The organism is Paenibacillus sp. LK1 (assembly GCF_002750415.1).
GTDB classification, from domain to species: Bacteria; Bacillota; Bacilli; order Paenibacillales; family Paenibacillaceae; genus Paenibacillus; species Paenibacillus taichungensis.
The window spans coordinates 157,640-180,369 of sequence record NZ_PEII01000010.1 but is presented as its reverse complement, the minus strand read 5'-3'; the positions used below and the strand labels follow the sequence as shown (position 1 = coordinate 180,369).

Below are 22,730 nucleotides of genomic sequence, written 5' to 3'. Positions count from 1 at the left end.
ACGTGCAGCTGTGATCAAGCGCTCATTTTGGAGGGGAGCCTTTAACTTGTGTAAGAGTTTTTCTTTGTTAAAAAATACCCATGCTTAAATACCGTTCCCCGGTATCGGGCGCAATGCAGAGCACTCGGTGACCCGGCCCCAGTTCCTTTGCGATGCGAAGGGAGGCCCACACCGAAGCGCCAGAGGAAGGGCCGAGCAGCAGCCCTTCCCGGGCAGCAAGCTGCCGCATCGTATCCAGTGCATCCTCATCGGACACCTGGATAATGGCATCCCACACGTCGGTATTCAGAATGTCCGGAATGAATCCCGGACTTGTACCGACGAGCTTGTGGGGTCCGGGCTCGCCACCGGACAGCACAGGTGAACCTTTCGGCTCTACCGCATAGATGCGAATGTTCGGCAGCTGCTTGCGCAGTTCTTCTCCCGTTCCGGTAATTGTACCGCCAGTTCCCGCTGTGGCAATGAAGGCGTCCAGCTTGCCTTCCATCTGCTGCATAATTTCGGGAGCCGTGGTGATCCGGTGGATGTCCGGGTTCGCCTGGTTCTCAAATTGCTGGGGAATGAAACTTCCTGGAATGTCGGCCTGAAGCTCTTTGGCCTTGCGAATCGCACCAGGCATCCGTTCCGCAGCAGGGGTAAGTACGACATCTGCACCATAGGCTTTCAGGATGTTGATGCGTTCCTTGGACATGTTGTCCGGCATGATCAGAATGGCCTTATATCCCTTGGCAGCAGCATTCATCGCAAGACCGATGCCGGTATTGCCGCTGGTCGGTTCGATAATGGTTGCGCCGGGAAGCAGCACTCCTGCCCGTTCAGCCTGAACGATCAGGTTATAGGCGGCACGGTCTTTGACGCTGCCGCTGGGGTTGAAATATTCCAGCTTAACGTATACGTCAGCGGAATCGCTGCCTGTAAGTCGGTTCAGTCTGACGGCAGGTGTCTGGCCGATCAGTTCGGTAACATCTGCGGCAATGCCTGTATGTGCGGGTTTTTGATTTTTAATTAAATGCGAATTCAAGTCCATGAAGTACAACTCCTTGATTGATAAGACATTGAAAGCAATTCCAATGAACAAGTCTGTCCGCCGTTAATGGCAGGCAGGCTTGTTGCTTATAGGAATCCATTTTCATTGCAAGTCTGAACGGAATGTACAGACATGTCTATTCCATCTTAATGAACGCAGCCTCCTGGGGTCAACCTGTTTCGATTAGGCAGAAGGGTGAGGATTCTGAGGAGTAAGCGAACTAAGTGGACTAAGAGTTGTGAATTCAAACGATGACGGGTACATTAAGCAGATGAATCAGCTATAACGGCTGGGTCAAGTCCATATCCAGATGCCGACTAAGCTCTTTTTTGACTTCATTCCGTGCGAACGTCCACAGCATATAGAAGCGCTGTAAATATCCTCTGCACAGATACTGGGTTTCGATTCCATCAACTTGCCGTTTCTCCTCCAGAACCTTGACGCCACGAGTTCTCATCTGTTTGCGAAGCGTCAGCATTTCCTTAAGTACATCATTTTGAATGCGGGTTAGAGACAGAATGTACACCTCTGGCATTTTGAGCTGCAACGTATCCAGTGTGCGAATATCCCGTTCAAGCACATCCAGCAGCAGAGTGCGTACAACCATGCTTTTAATCAATCGGTGGTCTTCATCCGCAGGGGATGGGGCGGAAGGGGATGATGACATACTTTCACTTCCTTAACCTTGAATTCGGACATGTTCTTATTTACAGAACGTATGTTCTTATATTATAATCAATATATGCAATGCTGATACACAATACAACCGAGAAATATTGGAAGTAGCCCATATTCGGTTTATGCTGAGGTTGTAGGCGATGAAATAGGGACAGGCCTTCTCCAAAATAAGGTATAATATTTGGGTTTTGCAGGAAACCTAAGGGCATAAAGAAAACGACTTAATGCATCAGAGAAAGAGATGAAGAGCTTTTGGTTGGTACTAGCGAAGGTTAGTAAGAGTTGTCAAAGTGTTGCAACAAAAAAGCCCCTGCCTTGGGAGGCGGGGCCAGATGATCTGCCGAACCAGACGGCAGAGTTGTATATGAGCATAAAGCGGTTAAGCCAGATACTGAGGCTTCTCATAAAGAGCCTCTTTTTCCAGAATCACTTTGTAAGGTCTTTCCTTACCCTTCAGTGAAGGGCCAATCGTAGTCAGCGGTACGGCCGGTTTGTGGAAACGATCTTCTTCCTTGGGTTCCGGAACCGGTCGTGATGATTCGGGCGCAGAACTGAGGCGTACCTTTTTCTCGCTGCCCCAGCGCTTGCTTATTTTTTTCGTTTCCGGTTTCATTCCGGTTCGCCTCCTAACAAATCGTTGATGGCGTTGAACAGATGACGATTCTCCAAATCCATCTGCTGAAATATCGCCTCATCCGCTTCAATATGTCCAATAATATGGACTGTGATTACATACCTCTTGGCTACAGGATAGCATAGCAGATACTCTTTCTCAAGGTAGTCGTCGTAGAGATTGATCTTGATTTTGTTCTCCCGGTAAGAATCAATAACCAGAATTCGCTTCGGATCATCAGGCTGTTTGTCGTCGTTGGCGGACAAGTTATATTTTCTCCCCGGTTCCCCAACATTACCACATAATTGTTCAATATGACCACTGTCATCTGTACGGTATATGGCAGTTCCACGCACGGCAAATGGAGGAAGGGATACAAATGCACTTCGAAGTGCATCGCTCATTCGCTCCAACATAACCGAATCTGCTTTGCGGGTACGCAGTAACTCCCTGAAGAATCGCAGCAGCTTGAGCAACTGTAATCGGGCTTCGCCCTCAGACCTTTTATGTTTCTCGATGATTTTTTCCACTTCGGGATCGCTCCATCGTCCCTGTTCTTCGATGCTGTATGCGATTTTGGAACAGGCCACCGAGACGGCTGGCGCCCATTTCCCGTCTGAACGAATTTCATAAACGAGTGGATTTAATCCCAGCAGGTCTGTAGGCATGCGTAAACCTTCGATCTTGGAAGCGTCTTTGATGTCCGTAATATCTTCAGGGAGAATGAAAAAAATACGCTTTCGTCCTAGCCGACCCATAAACAAACCCATTTCCAGCATTGTATTATCACGGACAGAGGCATAGTACTTCCCGCGAATTTTCGATATATCATCCGGATGAAAAATAAAAATGGCAAAGTCAGTCGTACGCACTTCTGTTTCCAAATCGTCCATGGTATAACTGCTTGGATTAAAAACTCCGGAGTACCAAGGGGTAACTTCGGCCGAGAAACGCAAGTTTTCGTGTACTGCGGCTGCAATCGGCTTCGCTTCCAGCGAGCAGCCAATAAAGACTCTTGGCTTTAACGTTTTCATTAATCCGCCTCGCTTAAACGGGTAGTGGGAATCAATTGTTATATTATACCATAAACAGCAGAGTAAGTCTGGAAACGTTTAGCTGGACCAAGATAAGCCGATTACATTTGCTATAGTGTATGTGCAAGAGGGAAATGATTCCTTTAAAATCCGCGGAAAAATAAAAAATGGACCCAAATTGTCACAGTTGGGTGACTGGATAGTTATATTTGGAAGCTTCAGTCATAGAATGAAGGAGCAGGTAGCACCATTAGTTAGAGAAGCTTGTCCTGGTGTGGCTGTTTGACGGCTTATGCAGGCCAGAGTGTGCTTTTTGCGCATATTTGAAGGGTCTGCTGTTTCGACCCAATCACATCGGTGTTATATAATAGAAGAACAAGCAAGTTAGCTTTGATGTTTAAACTAAATCTTTACACGGTAACGGAGAGTGTAGACCCGTCTGAAGAAACGAAGTGTTCGCCTTTATCACAGGATTTTTCCCTTAGAAAAAGGGAATCAAAAAAATCCGGGGATAACAGCGATCGGAAGAGGGTGCTACAATCGAAGTGATTAGTGGAAAGTATACGTTTAACCAAGCATAGCTAACCACCAACAGACAGAAAGGATCAGGATACCATGAGTTCCCGAAGGATAATCTCCCCAAGGACGATCTGGAAACGTTACGATCTCTCTTACACTTAGCGCCCCTTGTAGAGTACACCACCGTAAAGAAAAAAACGGCTGACTCTGCGAAAGAGGGGATTGGAATGAATAATATTCGAAGGACAAATACGATGATTTCTTCCAGGCTTGCCTTTTGCAGGGTACGGTCGGTGCAAACCAACCTTTACAAACTGCGAGGGAACCTGAATGAAGAGAACATCGTTAACCTTACAACAAGTTAAGACCGAGGCGGGAAAGTTCGCCATTATGCTGCTCGGAACATTTATTTTGGCATTTGCCTACTATCACATTAATTTTCAGAATCATTTATCGGAGGGCGGATTTGTCGGTCTGGCCCTGCTTGGAAAGTACGCGACAGGCTTATCACCTGCAATCGGCATGCTGCTGCTGGATATTCCAGTCATGATTCTGGCCTGGTTCCTCAAGGGCTGGAAATTCATGATTCAGGCGCTGCTGGGTGTGGCCGCATTCTCATTGTTCTATGACGGGTTTGAGCGGTACTCTACCCTGGTCATTCCGTTTCATGGTAATCTGTGGATTCCGGCAGTCCTGTCCGGTGTTATTACCGGCGTGGGAGCTGGCATGGTGCTACGATTCGGAGGAGCGACAGGTGGAGATGACATTCTGGCGGTGCTCATTAGCCGTTGGAAGGGCTGGAAGCTGGGAACGGTTTTCTTTGTCAGCGATGCGTTTGTACTCGGATTGTCGCTTTTCTTTCTACCGGTAAAAGAAACTTTATATACCATTCTGGCCGTATGGATTGCCAGTAAAGTGATTACGTACATGGTCAGTTTCCCGGCTCGCCGGACGGTTACCACTTCAGCTGTGAAACTGCCCGTGTCGACTGCAGCCAAAGTAGTCAGCGGTGCTTCACAACGAGTTCCAGTGGCTAGAGGGGTTTCGCATTAAACGTAACGACCACCCTATTCGAAATGAAATTTGTTTGAATAAGGTGGGCTTGCCTCATACCACACACAAAGCCCTTTTGCATGCTTGATGGGAATCATTCCATTAGCGGCGAAAGGGCTTTTTTGCTTGCCTAAAAAAATTAACGTAATACATTCACGATATATCCTATTTTAGAACAGATTCACTTAAGGCTTAATGGAAGAGGCAATTTGTCCATCTTCATTATGGATAATAGCCCGAATGTTCTGTTTTTCACTCTTTTCTTTGGCAGCATCCACAGCTTCGGCTTTGGTTCGGAACGTAGCCAGAGATTTGGATTGACCTTCTTCCTTGATGGCCCAGCCAGAGTCGGTAGGAACCACATGAATATTATCATGGCTTTTGGAAGAAGAGACAGGTTCGGAATGACGGCGTGGAGATGAAGATTTTCCATGTTCTGATTTGCTGTCTGATGAAGGTTGTTTCGTACCCTGCTTCGAATGCTTCGATGTGGGATGGTTCTCATCCCATTCTTCCGCTTTGGCAGTAGCGATCGCAATGGAGCGTCCTTCCTCATAACCGTCATCCAGCAGTGCATTGGCAATTTCAATGGCCTTATGTCTGACACGAGGCTCCAGATTTTTCATGGAAACGGGATAATCCTGTTTGTTCCACGGCATATTGATTCCCTCCTGTACAATATAAGTTATTTGTATATTACCCTGTACCCGGATGAATAAACGATTATTGTGGAGAACCTTGAAGCACACGCTGTAGTTTTGGTGCATTCTACTGTTTAGCTTCTCTGCCCTTTTCTATACTTTTATATGGATGAGGAGTATAATGCTTCCATACTTGAAATTACAATAGAAGCCCATTAGGAAAAAGAAAAAGATAAGGAGATTTACATATGTTTAGTTTGAGCCTAGCCATTCCTATGTTGTTTACGATGCTTATTCATGCCGCTGACAGTCTGTCCTATGCGCTGCGCCTTGGGGGATTACGTACTCGCAGAATCGCGCTGGCCTTGTCCCTGTCTGGAATTTTGCTGCTGGTGTCGCGTACCTCCAATATGGCCCAAGGGCCGATGGTAGGTAATCTCGTGGATACGGCAACGAATGGAGGGAATCCACACTTTGCAGCGCAATTGCACTGGCTAATGGGTGCGGCTACGATAGGAACAGCCCTGGCTATTCTAAGTTTTCCAACGATGGTTAAGCTCGCTTCCCGAATGGTCGTTCATTTTGAGGCGGCAGGATCGATTCCATCCATGATTCGAGGTCTGCTGAAGCGCAGCAAGTTCAAAAATGCGATGTATTACATTACCCCGCCATCATGGAAAATGGCAAAGCTATTGGTACACAATGGAATGCCCAGACGTCTAATGACGTTGAACAAAGCGGTGACAGCGATCTATACGACTGGAGTTCTGTCCAGTCTGTACGCTGCGTATCTTTATCCGGGGCAGGCTGTAGCTGCTTCGCAATCCACAGGACTCATTAATGGAGTAGCAACCATTCTGTTAACCATTCTGATTGATCCTCGCATTTCGTTGCTCAGTGACAAATCTCTGCGCGGTGAAATCCGGCTGGATCGAATGAATCAGATCTATGGCTGTATGCTTGTATCCCGTTTATTTGGCACATTGTTGGCTCAGTTGTTATTGATTCCATTTGCCTACTGGATCGGCTGGATTGTGAGTATGATGTAAGCTAATTCCAATCTATATACAACAAAAGAAAAATAAAAAGGGGACTTCCCATGCGTCATGAAGATGACGGGAAGTCCCTTTTTTAGTCTTACTTAATGTCTAACGAACGGAGCACAAGTTAATAGCTCCAGTTCCCTCAAGTCTGCGGTTTAACGAGTCGTAGAGACATTATGTCATCGCTTTACATGTGCTGCTTCAGGCTGTTCCGCGGTTTCACCGGAATAACGTGACTGAAATTCGTTAAAATTAGCATTCCAAGTGAATTGTCCTCTTAAGATGCGATCGATTCGCTAGCGCTTCTTAAATACGTACTTCAATGAACCATTACTTAATTAAACAGTACCGCGTATTCGGCATATCCTTCTTTTTCAAGATCTTCTTTGGGTACAAAACGAAGGGCTGCGGAATTGATACAATAACGCATTCCACCAGCTTCGGCAGGGCCATCATTGAACAGGTGACCCAGATGGGAATCCCCTTCACGACTTCTCACTTCGGTACGAATCATGAAGTGGCTGAGATCCGTTTTTTCCTTCACATTGTAGTCACGTAGTGGACGGGTGAAGCTTGGCCAGCCGCAGCCTGAATCGTATTTGTCGGTGGAACTGAACAGTGGCTCACCGGATACGATGTCAACGTAAATTCCGTCACCGTGGTGATCCCAGAACTCGTTATGGAACGCTGGTTCGGTTGCGTTGTTTTGGGTAACCTCATATTGCAGCGGCGTCAGACGCTCCTTCAGGCCGTCTTTATCCACTTTGCCGGACCAGTTGCGTTCGATAAAGTCTTCACGTCCAGAACCTTTACGGTACCGTTTGTAGTGCGCTGGGTTTTTGTGATGGTAACCTTGGTGATGCTCCTCTGCTTCATAGAACGTTTTCGCTGGCAAAATCGGTGTGAAGATTGGTTTGTCAAAACGTCCGCTTTGTGCCAAAGCTGCTTTGGAAGCTTCTGCGATCTGGCGTTGTTCTTCACTATGATAGAAGATGGCTGTCTGATAAGATGATCCACGGTCATGGAATTGTCCACCCGTATCTGTTGGGTCGATCTGTTGCCAGAACAATTCAATGAGTTTCTCATATGGGAAGATGGCAGGGTCGAATGTAATTTGAACGGCCTCTACGTGACCTGTCGTTTCCGAGCAGACCTCCTCATATGTTGGGTTCTCCGTATGTCCTCCTGTATATCCCGATACAATCTTATGAATACCGGGTAGTTCCTCGAAGGGGGATACCATACACCAGAAGCACCCGCCTGCAAAAGTTGCTTTTTCACTAGTATGTTGTTCCATGCTATAGTCACTCCATTTCTGATGAAGAATGATATTTTGGCTTACTCTTCTATTATATCCCGAATTGGCAAGCCAACCAAGCAGGATCGTAAAGAGGATGAGTCTGAAATGTTTCTGACTGTTTCGACTTAGACTTTTTTACGAGAGCGTAAGCGAAACAAGAGCAATATTATCGTCATGAACACGAGATAACCGGCAAGGATTAACAGGCTCACCCAGATTGATGATTCTGCTTGTGCACCCACATAGGCAAAAACAAAAATCGCAGGCAATTTGCCAATCGCTGTCGCAACTATGAACACCCAGAATGGGGTGTAGGTAATGCCCGCATAGATATTAACCGCCATTTGGGGCACGATGGGCAGCAGCCGCATAGACATGATACCCATGAAGGGATGAGCCTCCATCCATGTCGTAAATCGATTCAAACCTCGAATGCGTTCAAGATAGGTTCTGGCCTGATTTCGGAATATCGTTCTTGCTCCAGTGTATACCAGCAGTGCAGCAAATGTGGTTCCAAGCCAGCATATCCAGGCTGCTGTTGCAGTGCCGTAACTGTAGCCAAAGGCAATAATGACGATTTTGTACGGAATTACGGGTACAAGAGCAAACAACGTCGCCATGGCGAGTAAAAGTGGTATGGACTGATGCAGATCGGTCCAGGCCAGTAGTTCATATCTGTAAATAAACGTGACTCCGGCAACTAAAACATATAAGAGGAGCCATAACCATTTTCGCAAAATCCCAAACGCTCCTTTCAGACCAGGAAGGTCTTACCGTATCCCAACCCGTATTACTATCTCTCTAAAGTTTACCACGTTCAACCAAAGGATGGACAATTCGTGCCGGTTCTAGCTGCAATCACTGGCATGTTGCTGTCTGAAGGGTTACACTATAGGACGTAGAAATATAGAACTCATCTGAAGGTGGAATGATCATAATGGAAACAACCAAGCGAACCCGTGCTGCGATCATCGGACTCGGGGATATTGCACGTAAAGTATATTTGCCGCTGTTGACTGCCCACGCTAACGTGGAAATTACGGGGATTATGAACCGTTCTCCCGAGCCGGTGAAGGAAATACAGCATACCTATAGATTGAACAATGGAACAACGGACATAAAAGCATTGTTGTCCTGGGATCTGGATGCGGTGTTTGTACATACAGCGACAGAAGCTCATTTTGACATCGTTATGCAATGTTTGGAGCGCGGGCTGGCAGTATACGTGGACAAACCGCTGTCCTATACGTTAAGGGAGTCGGAAGAAATGACCGCATTTGCTGAAGCACAGGGTCTTCTTTTGGCGGTAGGTTTTAACCGGAGATTTGCACCGTTGTATCAAAATGCGAAGGAATGGATGCAGGCTGGACAGGGTTTTGAATCGCTGACAGTTACTAAACATCGGACAGGAATTCAGGATCGTTCCGCTGCAGAAACCATCTATGATGATCTCATTCATATCCTTGACCTGATGTTATGGTATTCGGATCACAATGTGCAGCTGCTCCATCAGTGGATACGTAAAAATGATCTGGACCGACTGTTGCATGCGGCTGGATCAGCCAAGCTGGGCAAAACGGCATTTGGCAGATTCGATATGGTACGCCAAGCAGGAGCGAATCTGGAGAAGCTTGAGCTGTATGGCGGGGGAAGATCGGTAGAAGTGCTGAACATGGAAATAGCGAAGTATGAGGAACGTGGTGCACAGGAACGCAAGGAAACCTTTGGCAGCTGGGAAAGTATTTTGACCCGAAGAGGATTCACAGGAGCAATTGATCAATTCTTGGCAAATCTTGAAACCCCGGATGACTGTGCCATCAGTGCAAGTCATGTCATGGACAGTCATGACCTGGCCGAACAGCTTATTCGCGGTTAATCTTGAAGAAGGTCGTGCGGGAGTGTGAATGAAGCCTTCCGCACCAATGATTCATTAAACGATATTGGAGGAAGTATAATACCATGGATGAATATGAAAAAGAACGCAACAAACAGATTGAGGAAGCTGTAATTGAGACGTATAAACAGGAAGAGGAAATGATGATTCTGGTATTTGCCCAGTGGTGTGTCAATCATGGACTGGATCCGGAAGAGATGTACCAGCAAGCCTACCCGGAACAACTGAGCAACGAGCGTTTGCAGCAGGTGCTGAAGCTAGTTGTATCCAAGGAGGAAGCCGGTGACATTCCGGACGACACTGTATTGGGCGTGTTATCCATGTTTGGCAATGAAGATCTGGCTATGGTTGTATCCGAGGCGATTGCCAAGCGCAAATAAGTTTCGGTTACGAATAATACGTATACGTATTAATGAAGCGATTACATCTGTTCCCGGTGAATGACGCGGAATTCCTTGGGCGACATTCCGAACCGGGAGCGGAATACCCGGTGGAAATACGTATAATTGTTAAAGCCGGAAGATTCGGCTACATGTTCGAGTGTCATTGGACTAAAAATGATCCGTTCCCTGGCCATGTTCAGTCGTACATCCAGTGTATATTGCATAATACTTTTACCAAACGCTTCTTTGAAGAGATGAACTCCCCTTGATACACTGATTCCAATATGGGTAGCTATATCTTCAAGCTTGAATAGAGAAGAAGCGTTTTCCTCGATGTAACTTTTAATCTCATATGCCACATAGTTGGTATTAGTAATCGTCGGATGCTCCGAGAGCATACGATCCACTTCAAGACAAAGAATTCGCATATAATAACTGGCGATTTCAGGATAAGGATTGGAAATACGGCGCTGCTCCAGTACGAGCTGACGAAACAGGGTAAGCAGGCTTTCGGTTAGCTGCACCTTGATCCGGTTCGGCCTCTTGTGATGTTTCCACCACTCATCCACCCAGTCCCCATTGAAGAAAATATGGTAATCACCACTCTCCACAAGTCGTTCGCCCATCGGATTTTGCTCTTTGTCTATTCTTAGTTCATACGGCTCATCTGGACTAAACAGAAGCAGATCACCCGCATCAACAAGCGACATCTCGCCGTCTACACGGGCTCGACAACGTCCGTCCGTCTGGAGCCTCAACAAGTAATTCTTTACTCCCTCAGGGTGCAAGCCTATATAAGGTTTGCGATGAAACGAGAAGCCTGCTGTAAGAACCTGGCAGGAATAATCAGTCGGCATTGGCATACTCCTTGCAATTTGAAAATTATGACCAGATAGTTCATGTTTCGATCATATTATTCATTTTAATTGAAGCCGAAACGGAATACCATAGTATTAAATTCAAGTGCAACACTTAAGCGTAAAACCTTCAATTACAAATATGCAAATTTACAGGTTCTCACCATTCATAAGGAGATGAACATCACTGTGGAGAAAATGAAAGCGGGCATTATTGGTTGCGGTAACATTAGCGCCATTTATCTTGAGAATTTTAAAGATAATCCTCTCATTGAAGTGGTGGCTGTTGCGGATTTGATCCGTGAACGGGCACAAGAACGAGCTGATGAATTCAATATCGCAAACGTTTACAATGTAGATGAGTTGCTGCAAGATAACGAAATTGAGCTTGTGCTAAACCTCACGGTTCCTGGCAGTCATGCCATGACTGATCTGGCTGTGCTTGAAGCAGGCAAACATGTGTATGCCGAGAAACCGTTGGCAATCTCTCTTGAGGATGGTCGCAAGGTAATCGAACTGGCTGAGGAAAAAGGATTGTATGTTGGTTCAGCACCGGATACATTCCTTGGATCAGGCATTCAGACTGCCCGCAAGGCTATTGAAGAAGGACTGATCGGTAAACCGATTGCGGCAACTTCATTCTTCATGGGTGGAGGGCCGGAAGCTTGGCATCCGAATCCGGAGTTCTTTTATGTCGCTGGTGGCGGACCGATGTTTGATATGGGGCCTTACTATTTGACCGCGCTGATCACCCTTCTTGGACCGATTCGCAGAATCAGTTCCTCAGCAGGTGTACAGATCACAGATCGCGTTATTGGTTCCGGGCCGAAGGAAGGTACACCTATTGAGGTACAGACGCCAACACACTTGGCAGGAACGATTGATTTTGAGGAAGGTGCCATTGCAACCATGATCACCAGCTTCGATATCCGGGGTACTTCGGATTTGCCACGGATTGAAATCTACGGTACCGAAGGTACGATGAGCATACCGGATCCCAACTTTTTTAACGGGGAAGTGAAGCTGCGCAGATTCGGTCAGGACACATGGGAGACTGTGACGCCTGCTTTTGAAAGCAGACAGAACGAGCGCGGAATCGGCGTTACCGAAATGGTTGAATCCATTCGAGCCGGACGCGAACACAAGGCCAGCGGTAAGCTCGCCTACCATGTGCTTGAAGCTATGCATGCGTTCCAGCGCTCCTCGCTTGAGGGCAAACACATCCAAATGGAGAGCACTTATCAAGCAGGAGCAAAAAACAATACAGATGAAAATCAGTCAGAGGCTGTACAGTCACACTAATTGATCTCGGATGAGGTGAACCGGTAAATGTTGAAGGTTGGATTACAGCTATATACGGTACGTGATGAACTGGAACGCGATTTCAAAGGTACACTCGCTAAGGTTGCAGAGCTTGGATATCAAGGCGTAGAGTTCCATAACTTTTACGGACATAGCCCGGAAGAAGTAAGGGCCATTCTGGATGAATTCGGTCTGGAGATTGTGGGTACCCATGTTCAGTACAATAGTCTGCTTGAGGATCTTGATGGCGTGATCGCTTATCACAAAGCCATCGGAAACAAAAACCTGATTGTTCCTTATCTGTCGGAAGAACAAAGGCAGTGGGATAACGTATTTGCTTCCCTGAATGATATTGGTGAGAAATGTGCAGCGCAGGATATGGTGTTAATGTATCACAATCATGATTTTGAATTTACAGAGCAGGTTGAGGGGCAGCCGGCGTTATACGCGATGTATGATACCGTAACCGCTTCCCATCTGCAAGTGGAGTTGGATTCGTGTTGGGCTCACGCCGCAGGATACCCGCCAACGGAAGTCATCGCGAAGTATGCGGGACGTCTGCCACTGGTCCACTGGAAAGACATGCGCCGTTCAGAAGGTCAAGTCCTTACAGTGGAATTCGGTCAAGGTGAGGTAGATCTGGGGGCTGTAGCTACAGCGTCAGATCAGGCGGGAGCCGAGTGGCTTGTTGTGGAGCAGGATGTATGTCAGAATCCTCCACTGCAAAGCATCGAGAGCAGTATGAACTGGATTAGAAAATATGCCGCTAATGGAGGACTTGTTCATGTCTAAAGTACTTAATATCGCCATCGTAGGTTGTGGCGGAATCGCCAAAGGTAAACATATGCCCAGCCTGTCCAAACAATCTCAGGGCCGTATGGTCGCTTTCTGCGACATTGTGAAAGAACGTGCGGAGGAGGCAGCAGCTGAATTCGGTGCTGAGGGAGCCAAAGTATATACGGATTATAACGAGATGCTGAAGGATGAAAGCATTGATGTGGTACACGTGTGTACACCAAACGACTCCCACTCCGTGATCACTGTCGCTTCTCTTGAGGCGGGCAAACATGTAATGTGTGAAAAGCCAATGGCGAAGACGTCTGCACAAGCGCAGGCTATGCTGGAAGCCGCACAACGTACAGGCAAAAAGTTGTCCATTGCGTATCAGAACCGATTCCGCAATGATAGCCAATACCTGAAACAAATGTGTGAAGAAGGCGAGCTGGGCGATATTTATTTCGGTAAGGCAATTGCACTTCGCCGCCGTGCTGTACCTACCTGGGGTGTGTTTCTTGATGAGGAAAAGCAGGGCGGAGGGCCGTTGATTGATATCGGTACACATGCGCTGGACCTGACTCTTTGGTTGATGGATAATTACAAACCGAAGAGTGTAATGGGCTCAACGTTCCACAAGCTGGGTCAACGTGAGAATGCGGCCAATGCTTTTGGTCCGTGGGACCCGGAACAATTCAAGGTAGAGGATTCTGCATTCGGCTTTGTGACGATGGAGAATGGGGCTACAATTATTATCGAGTCCAGCTGGGCACTGAATGTTGCTGAGTTCGGCGAAGCCAAATCACTGCTTTGCGGAACAGAAGGTGGCGCGGATATGAAGGATGGTCTGCGTATCAATGGCGAGAAACGCAGCCGTCTGTTTGAAACTAAGGTAGATCTGGATGCAGGTGGAGTTGCTTTTTATTCTGGTAGTGCAGAAAATGAAGCGGATCGTGAAGCTAGAATGTGGCTTGAAGCGATCATTGAAGACAAAGATCCAGTTGTAAAACCTGAACAAGCCATCGTGGTTACTCAGATCCTTGAAGCGATCTACGAGTCTGCTCAGACAGGCAAAGCGGTTTATTTCGACTAAACCGACCAGATATCATTTCCAATGAAATAACCAGTATTCTTACGTTTAATTTCAGGATAGAATAGCTCTTGATTTTCCACAATAACGATACAATCATGTGATCTGAACGGTATTTTTAGGCAGTTCATGGTTCATAAAACCAGCAAATAATATGATATTTAATCTAGGGAGGAATCGCACTTGAAACTCGGCGTATTTTTGGTACTATTCGGAGGACGTAAATTGGAGGATGCACTCGACTATGTTGCATCCAAGGGCTTGAAAGCAGTAGAAATCGGAACTGGTGGACATCCAGGTAATGCTCATTGTAAACCCGATGAGCTTCTGAGCAATCCGACAGCATTGAAAAACTTCAAAAATGCAGTAGAATCCCGTGGCCTGACTATCAGCGCATTGAGCTGTCACGGTAACCCGCTTCATCCACAAAAGGATATTGCAAAAGGATTCCACGATGATTTCGTTAAGACGGTAGAACTGGCTGAGAAACTGGAAGTGCCTGTTGTAAACACATTCTCCGGTTGTCCCGGAGACCATGAGGATGCCAAATATCCGAACTGGCCTGTTGCACCATGGCCGAATGACTTCCAGGAAGTACTTAAATGGCAATGGGACAACAAAGTTATCCCTTACTGGACAGAGTGGGGCAAGTTCGCTGCAGATCACAATGTGAAAGTGGGACTGGAGCTGCACGGTGGGTTCTCGGTGCATACACCAGCTACCTTGCTGAGACTGCGTGAAGCAGCAGGCGAAGTGATTGGCGCTAACTTGGACCCAAGCCACATGTGGTGGCAAGGTATTGATCCGGTGCAAGCAATCCACATTCTGGGACGTGAAGGCGCGATTCATCACTTCCATGCGAAAGACACAACTATTGATCCAATTAACGTGAACAAATATGGTGTAACAGATATGCAGGATTATACAAACATGCTTGATCGTGCTTGGCAATTCCGCTCGGTCGGTTATGGTCACGATAACAAAACTTGGGCTGATATTATTAGCGCTCTGCGTCTGGTTGGATATGATTATGTCGTAAGTATTGAACACGAAGATGGTCTGATGTCGGTAGAAGAAGGATTCTCTAAAGCTGTGCAAAATCTCCAACAAGTATTGATTGAAGAGCCGCTGGGAGATATGTGGTGGGTTTAGAGTTACACTAGGGGGAAATTGAATATGATTAACGTCACCATTTGGAATGAATTTGTCCATGAGAAAATTCACGATGAAGTAAGGGAAGTCTACCCAGACGGTTTGCATATGGCTTTGGCAAACGGACTGGGAGGCGAAGGCTTTGCCATTCGGACTGCAACACTGGATCAGCCTGAACATGGATTAACTGATGAGGTGCTGAATTCTACAGATGTGCTTATATGGTGGGGACATATGGCGCATGATCGTGTGAGCGACGAGATTACACAGAAGGTTGCACAGCGGGTCCTGGATGGTATGGGGTTGATTGTGCTGCACTCCGGTCACTTCTCCAAGCCATTCAAAGCGCTGATGGGCACAAGTTGTGACCTGAAATGGCGTGAAGCCAATGAGCAGGAGATTATCTGGTGTGTGAATCCGTCCCATCCGATTGCAGAGGGCATCAACAGCAAGATAATTCTGGAAAAAGAAGAAATGTACGGGGAATTCTTCGATATTCCAGTACCGGATGAGCTGGTGTTTGTAAGCAATTTCCAAGGTGGAGAGGTATTCCGGAGCGGATGTACATTCCTCCGCGGTTCAGGTAAAATCTTCTATTTCCGTCCAGGTCATGAAACATACCCGACCTTCTATAATCCGGAAATTTTAAAAGTGATCAGCAATGGAGTGAAGTGGGCATATCCTACGCGCAACGTTAAGCCTGAATTTGGCTTCAGCGAGCCTGTGAGATCCCTTGGTAACGTGCTGGTTTAAGCTGCAAATTGGCTGTATGAACGCATAAAATAAACGATATACCAGAGAACCCTTCTCCAAGTCAAGTATGACTGTGGCAGCGGGGTTCTTTTTGGGTAAGATAGCTACATGGGAGTTAGACGATATTTTCCCATGGTTCCGTTGTCCCATGTGATGTATACTGAGTTGTATCATCGAAGTTGAGTTATGCTCTAAAAATTTAACTTTTTAGCGGCAGACGTTTTCTTTGAGACTTAAATATGTTATTATGAAATATACTAACTAAACGTAAGTTGAGTGATCTCTAAAGAGGTGATTAATGTGGAAGGCCAAGATTTGCGGATGTGTCCGCGCTTTGAGACGGCGTTTTCTTTTCTGGGTAAGCGCTGGAACGGTCTGATTATTCAAACGTTGATGAGTGGTTCGAAGCGATTCAAGGATATCTCCAACCTGATACCATCCATGAGTGATAAGATGTTGTCAGAACGGATGAAAGATCTGGAAAGCGAAGGAATTCTGATCCGTCATGTCTATCCGGAGACGCCAGTTCGTATTGAATATGAACTGACAGAGAAAGGCAAGGCGCTACAGCCTGTTATGAATCAAATTCAAGACTGGGCAGAGCAGTGGGTTGAGTAGTAACAGCTTCCCCGGCTCAAACTAAGTGAACTGTTGGGATAAAGGCTCTTGGTTTCCAGTGGAAATCAGGAGTTTTTGTCTTCACGGTCCTGCACATGTTGTCGCGAGTTGTAGTATAATTGTAAATAAAATGGCCGCAGGCGGCCGGAGCGAGGAGGCCACTTGTCATGAGAGAAGAAAGCTTATCCCGTGAAGTACGCTACGGCAAGCAAGATATTGCAGAACTTGAGAGCGCATCCATCCAGGTACATCTAATCTACAAAAAAGCTGCGGAGCTATTTAAACGAACTTCATATTCCGCGTCGGTTAAGGATGATGTTGCAGGAGAGAAGACTCATTCCACGAATAGCAATGGTCAGGTAATGGCTCCGGCGGTACTGCAAAAATGGATTCAGACAGCAAGAGGCTGGAAATGTATCGGATGTGAACTGAGACAACCCGATTCCATCGGAGCACAGACTGAAGCCAACTTTCATGAAGAACGTGTGTATCTGGATGTGGGTGAAGGTCGTTTTGTTCAAGCGGAGATGCTGATTCAGGCGATTGTATGGTCACAATATGAGAAGATCCGCCTGTTCGCACCTTGGCTGGGTGATGACACCTTCTACACTGTACAGGAGCTGGATGTGATTGCCCGTTATATTGTACCTACCTATTTCTCCGAACGGCCGCTGCATGAGCAGGGCAAGGTATCCAAGGTACACCATTCATATGGTCAGATTCCGTTCTATCAGGAATATGTGGATGCACCTTCGTTCTGTGTACAGGTGGACGGTGGATTACTTGAAGGGCGTTTGCTGACAGGTGTTTATGTGTCGGAGGAACAGTTCTTTGGGCTCAATCCGTATCTGAAGGATGGAGACGGGGGCCGTACCTACATGCAGGCTTGTGTCCAGTAACCATGTTATTCAATAACCTTAAAGATAATTAGGAGCCAAAGGGCCTGCTTGCAGGCTCTTTGTGCTGTACAAACCAGTTATGGACGCTACTGGATGAAAAGTAACGGCATTGACACTTTTTTTGCATGAATTTTGTGCCATAATAGAGGTTATGGACAACAGGGTGAATGATTTTACGCAGGGTGGTGTTACCTACATGAAGAAGAGAATCCCCGGTTACATAGGTATATGTCTGCTTATTCTGGTTATATTAGCCGGTTGTAGCGAGACACAGCCTTCCGAACAGCCAATCGTCAAAGAGACCGAATCGCAGAATACGATCACTGTGGCAGTGGATGGCAGCACTTTTTTGCCTGACGCAACGAAGTCCATTAAGAGAGATTTTAGTGAAGGTCTGACGCTCAAGAAAGCACTGTTGAACAGTGGACTTGTCGATTTTACAGCAGATGGAAAGCGGATCCAATCCGTGGGGGAAGTTTCTCTGGACTCCTCACTTAGCTGGGCAGTCAAACTGAATGGCAAGGATATTGACCCGGAAAATTGGGACATGGAACTTCATGTCAAAGATGAAGTGATCATATATGTAAAAGCCGCTGACAGTGGGGGAGACGATGTTGTTTACCAAACAACATTACTCAAGGTGAGCGGTGGAAATATTATGCCAAATCTCAATCGTCAATATGCCGGGGTGTATGTTCAGGAATGTACTGTGCGTGATGTATTGAAGTCCAGTGGGATTGTAAGAATGTCGGAAAACAACAAGTTCGTCGTTTCCGTTGAAAATGTAATTCCCCGGATGAACCAACGCTGGATGATCATGGTGAATGATAAGGAACTGATGGAAAACGGTTTGGACATGAAATTGAATCCACGTGATGCAGTAAAGCTTGAGTTGACTACTGTATCTTAAGTATAACAAAAGCCCAATCTTCGTTATAGAAGATGGGCTTTTTTCATCTGCGTATCAAATGTTTACAAGATGGGGAAAGCGTCAAATTCGGCAAATCTCGTTAGGACACAATTCACAGTGACAGATGCCCTGGAGCATGTGCAGATCCTTGATGACAATCATGCCGTTGTCGTATTCAATGGCGTCTTTTTTACGCAGATCGCTTAACATGCGGTTGACACTTTCACGGGTCGCTCCAATCATATTGGACAGATCCGTGTGCGTTATTTTTTTATGAATCATGACATGCTCTCCATGGGGTTCGCCGTAGGAATTGGACAATCGAATTAGCGTGGAGCAGAGTGCACCTGGTTTCCCATATAACATCAGATCACGGAATTTGGTTTGGGTTAACCGGTGATGGATACCCATCCATTTCATAAAGTCGATCGCAAAGTCACAGTGTTGGCAGATCAGCATCTCCAGGTCTTTATGCTCCAGTACACCGATCTCACTATCCTCCAGCACTTCCGCCGAAAAGCTGTGTTTCGATCCGAAGAACGGATCAGCCTGCCCAATCATATCACCGGATTGATACATGTACATAATCAGTTCCTTGCCTTCATCCGTGGATTTGGTGATCTGAGCACGGCCCCGTTTCATATAATAAAGTTTGTCAGAGACATCTCCTTCCCAATACAGATGGGTTCCTTCCGGATAGGTTCTGTCCTTCATCGTTACGAGCAGATGGTTGAAATTGGCTTCCGAGAAACAGTTGGTATTTCCGCGTTTTTCCAGTACACTCAGTTGTTCTCTCATAAGTCTATCTCCCCTTTGTGTCCATCGGACGGCCTTCTGCAGCTTGGACTGGCCCCCGTGGTTCGCCGCAAACCGTTGCCGTCCTGATCAGGGTCATCTCTCGGCCGGAAAGGACGGTACAAATTGCGGTGGTTCAATTTTTAAGTTCAGTATATACCTTATCTTGCCGTTTGAGGGGCGTGGAAAGGGGGCAAAAATGGCGAAATTTCAAACATTGTGATTAAATTCACTTTCTGAAGGGGAGGATGAATCTGACAGCCCTATAATTTAAATAGGAAGTGTAAATGGCTAAGTGAGGGACACTAAAAAACTTAAATTAAATTTGTTATACTTTGTGAAAAAAATCACATAATTAACTCTTTCCCCATGATACGATGTGAATGTAAAGAAGAGAGACAAACCAATACGAACCTTTAGGAGGATGAGGGAGATGGCTGTAAAGAACGAAGTCGCCCCAGTAAAAGAACCGACAGCAGGTCAGTATATTCAAACGTTAATTGACAAAGCGAATAAAGCACATGCAGCATTCATGTCCATGGATCAGAAACAGATTGACCGCATCGTGCAAGCGATGGCGCTGGCAGGTCTCGACAAACATATGATGCTCGCCAAGATGGCCGTGGAAGAAACAGGCCGGGGTGTGTATGAGGATAAAATCACCAAAAATATATTTGCAACAGAGTATGTATATCATAGCATCAAATATGACAAAACAGTAGGGGTTATTGAAGATAATGAGTACGAAAGTTTCCAGAAAATTGCTGAGCCTGTCGGCATTATCATGGGGATTACCCCGGTAACGAATCCGACATCCACCACAATGTTCAAAGCACTGATTTCCATCAAAACGCGTAACCCGATCATCTTCGGTTTCCACCCATCTGCACAGAACTGTAGCCGGGAAGCTGCCAAAATTTTGCGAGATGCTGCAGTGAAGCATGGTGCTCCAGCGGATTGTATCCAGTGGATAGATGATCCTTCCATGGATCGTACAAACGCGCTGATGAATCATAACGATGTGGCGCTCATTCTGGCAACAGGCGGATCAGGCATGGTACGGGCGGCATACAGCTGTGGTAAACCGGCACTGGGCGTAGGGCCAGGGAACGTACCTTGCTTTATTGAGAAAAGCGCAGATATCAATCAAGCGGTAACGGATCTGATTTTGTCCAAATCGTTTGATAACGGCATGATTTGTGCTTCCGAGCAAGCAGTCATCATCGAAGAACCGATCTTCGATCAGGTGAAAAAGAAAATGATCGCGAACGGCTGTTACTTCGTCAACAAGGATGAGGCTGCGAAACTGACCGCAGGTGCGATTAATGCTGAGAAATGTGCGGTGAACCCGGCGATAGTTGGTCAATCTGCAGTCAGCATTGCGCAAATGTGCGGTATCGAGGTCCCTGCTAACACCAAAATTCTCGTAGCCGAGATTGAAGGGGTAGGTACAAAATTCCCGTTGTCGGCTGAAAAACTAAGCCCGGTACTGGCTTGTTACAAAGTGAAAACGGCAGCTGAAGGGATTGAGCGTGCAGCAGAAGTGGTTGCTTTTGGCGGCATGGGTCACTCCTCTGTTATTCATTCGACGAACGAAGAAGTCATTGGCAAATTCGCAGATCGTCTGCAAACAGGACGGATTATCGTGAATTCGCCATCCACACACGGTGCCATCGGTGACATCTACAACACCAACATGCCGTCACTGACGTTGGGCTGCGGATCGTATGGACGTAACTCGACTTCTTCCAACGTAACCGCTGTGAACTTAATCAACGTGAAAAGGGTGGCTCGCCGTACCGTGAATATGCAGTGGTTCAAAGTGCCGAACAAAGTCTACTTCGAAAAAGGTGCAACACAGTATCTTGCCAAAATGCCGGACATCACACGCGTAGCCATTATTACGGATGCGATGATGGTCAAACTCGGTTATGTGGAAAAAGTAGAGCACTATCTGCGTCAACGTCAAATGCCAGTAGCTATTGAAGTGTTCTCTGATGTCGAACCCGATCCATCGACAACAACGGTAGATCGCGGTACAGAAATGATGCGCCGCTTCCAGCCAGACTGCATTATCGCACTCGGTGGGGGATCACCGATGGATGCTGCAAAAGCGATGTGGCTGTTCTATGAATATCCTGACACAGACTTTAACGACTTGAAGCAGAAATTCATGGATATCCGCAAACGGATCTACAAATATCCACGTCTCGGCGTGAAAGCGAAATTCGTAGCGATTCCGACAACTTCGGGCACAGGTTCGGAAGTAACATCGTTCGCGGTTATTACAGATAAAAATCAAGGAAATACCAAATATCCGCTGGCAGACTACGAGTTGACACCAGACGTGGCGATCGTGGATCCTGAGTTTGTATATACTCTGCCTAAAACGGCTGTCGCAGACACAGGTATGGACGTACTGACGCATGCGATCGAAGCGTATGTCTCCGTTATGGCGAATGATTACACGGATGGACTCGCGATCAAAGCGATTCAACTGGTATTCCAATACCTCGAGCAATCGGCGCTGCAAGGTGACAAATTGGCTCGTGAGAAAATGCATAACGCTTCGACGATTGCCGGTATGGCTTTTGCCAACGCATTCCTGGGCATTAACCACAGCTTGGCGCACAAATGGGGCGGTCAGTACCACACTGCACATGGACGTACCAATGCGATCCTGATGCCGCACGTCATTCGCTACAATGCGAAAAAACCGACGAAGTTTGCATCGTTCCCGAAATATTCGCACTTTGTGGCAGATGAGCGTTATGCCGAAATTGCCCGCATTCTGGGATTGCCTGCACGTACGACAGAAGAAGGGGTTACCAGCCTCATCAATGCCATTCGCAAACTGAACAAAACATTGGGTATTGAAGAGTCGTTCCAGGAAATCGGATTCGATGCCAAAGACTTTGAGGCACATGTCGATTATCTGGCAGACCGCGCATTCGAGGACCAATGTACAACAGCCAATCCAAAACTGCCGCTGGTGACTGAACTGGCAGATGTGTACCGCAACGCTTTCTACGGCAAGTTTGAATAACAACTAAAGCAGCAGTATGATTCAGGCATATAGTCAGGGTTCCCCGTAAGGGGAGCCCCGATTGCCGTCTTTGCTGTAAAAAAAGGTATAACGTAATCCTTGCAGTTGTCTTTTTTAAAAGAGGTTACACGGAATCCGTGTTGTTACTTTTTGAACCAGGTATTCACACCATAACGAAGAGGGAAGAAAGAACTGAAGAAGCGAAGCGTTCTCTTTCAAGCACGATTTCATCCTTCTATGCTATATAGTTTGAATCATAAATGTACACGATAACGGAGAGGGCAGAAAAAACTGAAGAAGCGAAGCGCTCGCCTTTATCCCCGTATTTTACCCTTAAAAAATGGAATCA

At 46.5% G+C, this 22,730-nt stretch carries 22 protein-coding genes; 13 read left to right on the top strand and 9 right to left on the bottom strand.

From position 1 onward, the window contains the following. Nucleotides 1–67: 67 nt before the first annotated feature. From cysK to CS562_RS22055, 4 genes are all read right to left on the bottom strand, one after another. Nucleotides 68–1,027: a cysteine synthase A gene (cysK, locus tag CS562_RS22070; RefSeq protein WP_218966747.1), complete on the bottom strand. Its 960-nt coding sequence runs from the start codon at nt 1,025–1,027 to the stop codon at nt 68–70. A gap of 280 nt (nt 1,028–1,307) precedes the next feature. Beyond that, nucleotides 1,308–1,694, bottom strand: a complete 387-nt coding sequence (locus CS562_RS22065) for a YhjD family protein (RefSeq protein ID WP_064636668.1) — start codon at nt 1,692–1,694, stop codon at nt 1,308–1,310. A 390-nt stretch (nt 1,695–2,084) separates the two neighbouring features. Further along, nucleotides 2,085–2,318 carry a hypothetical protein gene (locus CS562_RS22060; protein ID WP_064636670.1) on the bottom strand — a complete coding sequence of 78 codons (234 nt, stop codon included), beginning with the start codon at nt 2,316–2,318 and terminating at the stop codon, nt 2,085–2,087. After that, nucleotides 2,315–3,352 carry a nucleotide-binding protein gene (locus CS562_RS22055; protein WP_099858225.1) on the bottom strand — a complete coding sequence of 346 codons (1,038 nt, stop codon included), beginning with the start codon at nt 3,350–3,352 and terminating at the stop codon, nt 2,315–2,317. The genes CS562_RS22060 and CS562_RS22055 overlap by 4 nt, the downstream gene beginning before the upstream one ends. Nucleotides 3,353–4,201: 849 nt before the next feature. On the opposite strand from CS562_RS22055, the gene CS562_RS22050 reads away from it, so the two are divergent. Beyond that, complete coding sequence (locus tag CS562_RS22050) at nt 4,202–4,924, top strand: YitT family protein (RefSeq protein WP_076291835.1); 723 nt, start codon at nt 4,202–4,204, stop codon at nt 4,922–4,924. A 185-nt stretch (nt 4,925–5,109) separates the two neighbouring features. On the opposite strand, the gene CS562_RS22045 is transcribed toward CS562_RS22050, so the two are convergent. Continuing rightward, nucleotides 5,110–5,583 (bottom strand): DUF2188 domain-containing protein, encoded by a 474-nt coding sequence (locus tag CS562_RS22045; protein WP_099858224.1) that lies wholly within the window; start codon nt 5,581–5,583, stop codon nt 5,110–5,112. Nucleotides 5,584–5,813: 230 nt separating this feature from the next. Between CS562_RS22045 and CS562_RS22040 the strand changes: the two genes are divergently transcribed. Continuing rightward, complete coding sequence (locus CS562_RS22040) at nt 5,814–6,614, top strand: lipid II flippase Amj family protein (protein WP_099858223.1); 801 nt, start codon at nt 5,814–5,816, stop codon at nt 6,612–6,614. 328 nt (nt 6,615–6,942) lie between these two features. Here CS562_RS22040 and msrA read toward each other — a convergent pair whose 3' ends face one another. Both msrA and CS562_RS22030 read right to left on the bottom strand, forming a co-directional pair. Continuing rightward, nucleotides 6,943–7,905 (bottom strand): peptide-methionine (S)-S-oxide reductase MsrA, encoded by a 963-nt coding sequence (msrA, locus tag CS562_RS22035; protein WP_076291838.1) that lies wholly within the window; start codon nt 7,903–7,905, stop codon nt 6,943–6,945. Between the two features lie 128 nt (nt 7,906–8,033). After that, nucleotides 8,034–8,645 carry a TVP38/TMEM64 family protein gene (locus tag CS562_RS22030; RefSeq protein ID WP_099858222.1) on the bottom strand — a complete coding sequence of 204 codons (612 nt, stop codon included), beginning with the start codon at nt 8,643–8,645 and terminating at the stop codon, nt 8,034–8,036. A 200-nt stretch (nt 8,646–8,845) separates the two neighbouring features. On the opposite strand from CS562_RS22030, the gene CS562_RS22025 reads away from it, so the two are divergent. Both CS562_RS22025 and CS562_RS22020 read left to right on the top strand, forming a co-directional pair. Beyond that, entirely contained in the window at nt 8,846–9,784 is a 939-nt protein-coding gene (locus CS562_RS22025; RefSeq protein ID WP_099858221.1) for a Gfo/Idh/MocA family protein, read from the top strand. A gap of 83 nt (nt 9,785–9,867) precedes the next feature. After that, nucleotides 9,868–10,182 carry a hypothetical protein gene (locus tag CS562_RS22020; RefSeq protein WP_099858220.1) on the top strand — a complete coding sequence of 105 codons (315 nt, stop codon included), beginning with the start codon at nt 9,868–9,870 and terminating at the stop codon, nt 10,180–10,182. Nucleotides 10,183–10,223: 41 nt separating this feature from the next. On the opposite strand, the gene CS562_RS22015 is transcribed toward CS562_RS22020, so the two are convergent. Further along, nucleotides 10,224–11,042 carry an AraC family transcriptional regulator gene (locus CS562_RS22015; RefSeq protein WP_099858219.1) on the bottom strand — a complete coding sequence of 273 codons (819 nt, stop codon included), beginning with the start codon at nt 11,040–11,042 and terminating at the stop codon, nt 10,224–10,226. Nucleotides 11,043–11,231: 189 nt separating this feature from the next. On the opposite strand from CS562_RS22015, the gene CS562_RS22010 reads away from it, so the two are divergent. The 8 genes from CS562_RS22010 (at nt 11,232) to CS562_RS21975 (ending at nt 18,540) form a co-directional block, all read left to right on the top strand. Further along, nucleotides 11,232–12,344, top strand: coding sequence for a Gfo/Idh/MocA family protein (locus CS562_RS22010; protein ID WP_099858218.1), 1,113 nt, complete (start codon nt 11,232–11,234; stop codon nt 12,342–12,344). Between the two features lie 27 nt (nt 12,345–12,371). After that, nucleotides 12,372–13,136, top strand: coding sequence for a sugar phosphate isomerase/epimerase family protein (locus CS562_RS22005; protein ID WP_076291844.1), 765 nt, complete (start codon nt 12,372–12,374; stop codon nt 13,134–13,136). Next, nucleotides 13,129–14,211 (top strand): Gfo/Idh/MocA family protein, encoded by a 1,083-nt coding sequence (locus tag CS562_RS22000; protein ID WP_076291845.1) that lies wholly within the window; start codon nt 13,129–13,131, stop codon nt 14,209–14,211. The genes CS562_RS22005 and CS562_RS22000 overlap by 8 nt, the downstream gene beginning before the upstream one ends. A 180-nt stretch (nt 14,212–14,391) precedes the next feature. Further along, the gene (locus CS562_RS21995; protein ID WP_024631039.1) at nt 14,392–15,360 is read left to right on the top strand and encodes a sugar phosphate isomerase/epimerase family protein; all 969 of its coding nucleotides are present in this window, start codon (nt 14,392–14,394) and stop codon (nt 15,358–15,360) included. A gap of 24 nt (nt 15,361–15,384) precedes the next feature. Next, complete coding sequence (locus tag CS562_RS21990) at nt 15,385–16,113, top strand: ThuA domain-containing protein (protein ID WP_099858217.1); 729 nt, start codon at nt 15,385–15,387, stop codon at nt 16,111–16,113. A 321-nt stretch (nt 16,114–16,434) separates the two neighbouring features. Then, entirely contained in the window at nt 16,435–16,731 is a 297-nt protein-coding gene (locus CS562_RS21985; RefSeq protein WP_148661829.1) for a winged helix-turn-helix transcriptional regulator, read from the top strand. 167 nt (nt 16,732–16,898) lie between these two features. Continuing rightward, nucleotides 16,899–17,630 (top strand): hypothetical protein, encoded by a 732-nt coding sequence (locus CS562_RS21980; RefSeq protein WP_076291847.1) that lies wholly within the window; start codon nt 16,899–16,901, stop codon nt 17,628–17,630. A gap of 196 nt (nt 17,631–17,826) precedes the next feature. Further along, a complete protein-coding gene (locus CS562_RS21975) occupies nt 17,827–18,540 on the top strand; it encodes a hypothetical protein (RefSeq protein WP_063565665.1) in 714 nt (237 codons plus the stop codon). An 81-nt stretch (nt 18,541–18,621) separates the two neighbouring features. Here the strand turns inward: CS562_RS21975 and CS562_RS21970 are convergent, their stop codons facing one another. After that, nucleotides 18,622–19,338: a Crp/Fnr family transcriptional regulator gene (locus CS562_RS21970; RefSeq protein ID WP_076291848.1), complete on the bottom strand. Its 717-nt coding sequence runs from the start codon at nt 19,336–19,338 to the stop codon at nt 18,622–18,624. Nucleotides 19,339–19,768: 430 nt separating this feature from the next. Between CS562_RS21970 and adhE the strand changes: the two genes are divergently transcribed. Next, nucleotides 19,769–22,381 (top strand): bifunctional acetaldehyde-CoA/alcohol dehydrogenase, encoded by a 2,613-nt coding sequence (gene adhE / locus CS562_RS21965; protein WP_076291849.1) that lies wholly within the window; start codon nt 19,769–19,771, stop codon nt 22,379–22,381. Nucleotides 22,382–22,730 lie beyond the last annotated feature (349 nt).

Excerpts from the sequence above, each read along its gene's own strand:
- CS562_RS22025 (WP_099858221.1), top strand. The coding sequence starts at position 8,846 with ATGGAAACAACCAAGCGAACCCGTGCTGCGATCATCGGACTCGGGGAT.
- CS562_RS22065 (WP_064636668.1), bottom strand. The coding sequence starts at position 1,694 with ATGTCATCATCCCCTTCCGCCCCATCCCCTGCGGATGAAGACCACCGA.
- CS562_RS22015 (WP_099858219.1), bottom strand. The coding sequence starts at position 11,042 with ATGCCGACTGATTATTCCTGCCAGGTTCTTACAGCAGGCTTCTCGTTT.
- CS562_RS22055 (WP_099858225.1), bottom strand. The coding sequence starts at position 3,352 with ATGAAAACGTTAAAGCCAAGAGTCTTTATTGGCTGCTCGCTGGAAGCG.
- CS562_RS22005 (WP_076291844.1), top strand. The coding sequence starts at position 12,372 with ATGTTGAAGGTTGGATTACAGCTATATACGGTACGTGATGAACTGGAA.
- CS562_RS21975 (WP_063565665.1), top strand. The coding sequence starts at position 17,827 with ATGAAGAAGAGAATCCCCGGTTACATAGGTATATGTCTGCTTATTCTG.
- CS562_RS22040 (WP_099858223.1), top strand. The coding sequence starts at position 5,814 with ATGTTTAGTTTGAGCCTAGCCATTCCTATGTTGTTTACGATGCTTATT.
- cysK (WP_218966747.1), bottom strand. The coding sequence starts at position 1,027 with ATGGACTTGAATTCGCATTTAATTAAAAATCAAAAACCCGCACATACA.
- CS562_RS22050 (WP_076291835.1), top strand. The coding sequence starts at position 4,202 with ATGAAGAGAACATCGTTAACCTTACAACAAGTTAAGACCGAGGCGGGA.
- CS562_RS22045 (WP_099858224.1), bottom strand. The coding sequence starts at position 5,583 with ATGCCGTGGAACAAACAGGATTATCCCGTTTCCATGAAAAATCTGGAG.
- adhE (WP_076291849.1), top strand. The coding sequence starts at position 19,769 with ATGGCTGTAAAGAACGAAGTCGCCCCAGTAAAAGAACCGACAGCAGGT.
- CS562_RS21980 (WP_076291847.1), top strand. The coding sequence starts at position 16,899 with ATGAGAGAAGAAAGCTTATCCCGTGAAGTACGCTACGGCAAGCAAGAT.
- CS562_RS21970 (WP_076291848.1), bottom strand. The coding sequence starts at position 19,338 with ATGAGAGAACAACTGAGTGTACTGGAAAAACGCGGAAATACCAACTGT.
- CS562_RS21990 (WP_099858217.1), top strand. The coding sequence starts at position 15,385 with ATGATTAACGTCACCATTTGGAATGAATTTGTCCATGAGAAAATTCAC.
- msrA (WP_076291838.1), bottom strand. The coding sequence starts at position 7,905 with ATGGAACAACATACTAGTGAAAAAGCAACTTTTGCAGGCGGGTGCTTC.
- CS562_RS22000 (WP_076291845.1), top strand. The coding sequence starts at position 13,129 with ATGTCTAAAGTACTTAATATCGCCATCGTAGGTTGTGGCGGAATCGCC.
- CS562_RS22020 (WP_099858220.1), top strand. The coding sequence starts at position 9,868 with ATGGATGAATATGAAAAAGAACGCAACAAACAGATTGAGGAAGCTGTA.
- CS562_RS21985 (WP_148661829.1), top strand. The coding sequence starts at position 16,435 with ATGTGTCCGCGCTTTGAGACGGCGTTTTCTTTTCTGGGTAAGCGCTGG.
- CS562_RS22060 (WP_064636670.1), bottom strand. The coding sequence starts at position 2,318 with ATGAAACCGGAAACGAAAAAAATAAGCAAGCGCTGGGGCAGCGAGAAA.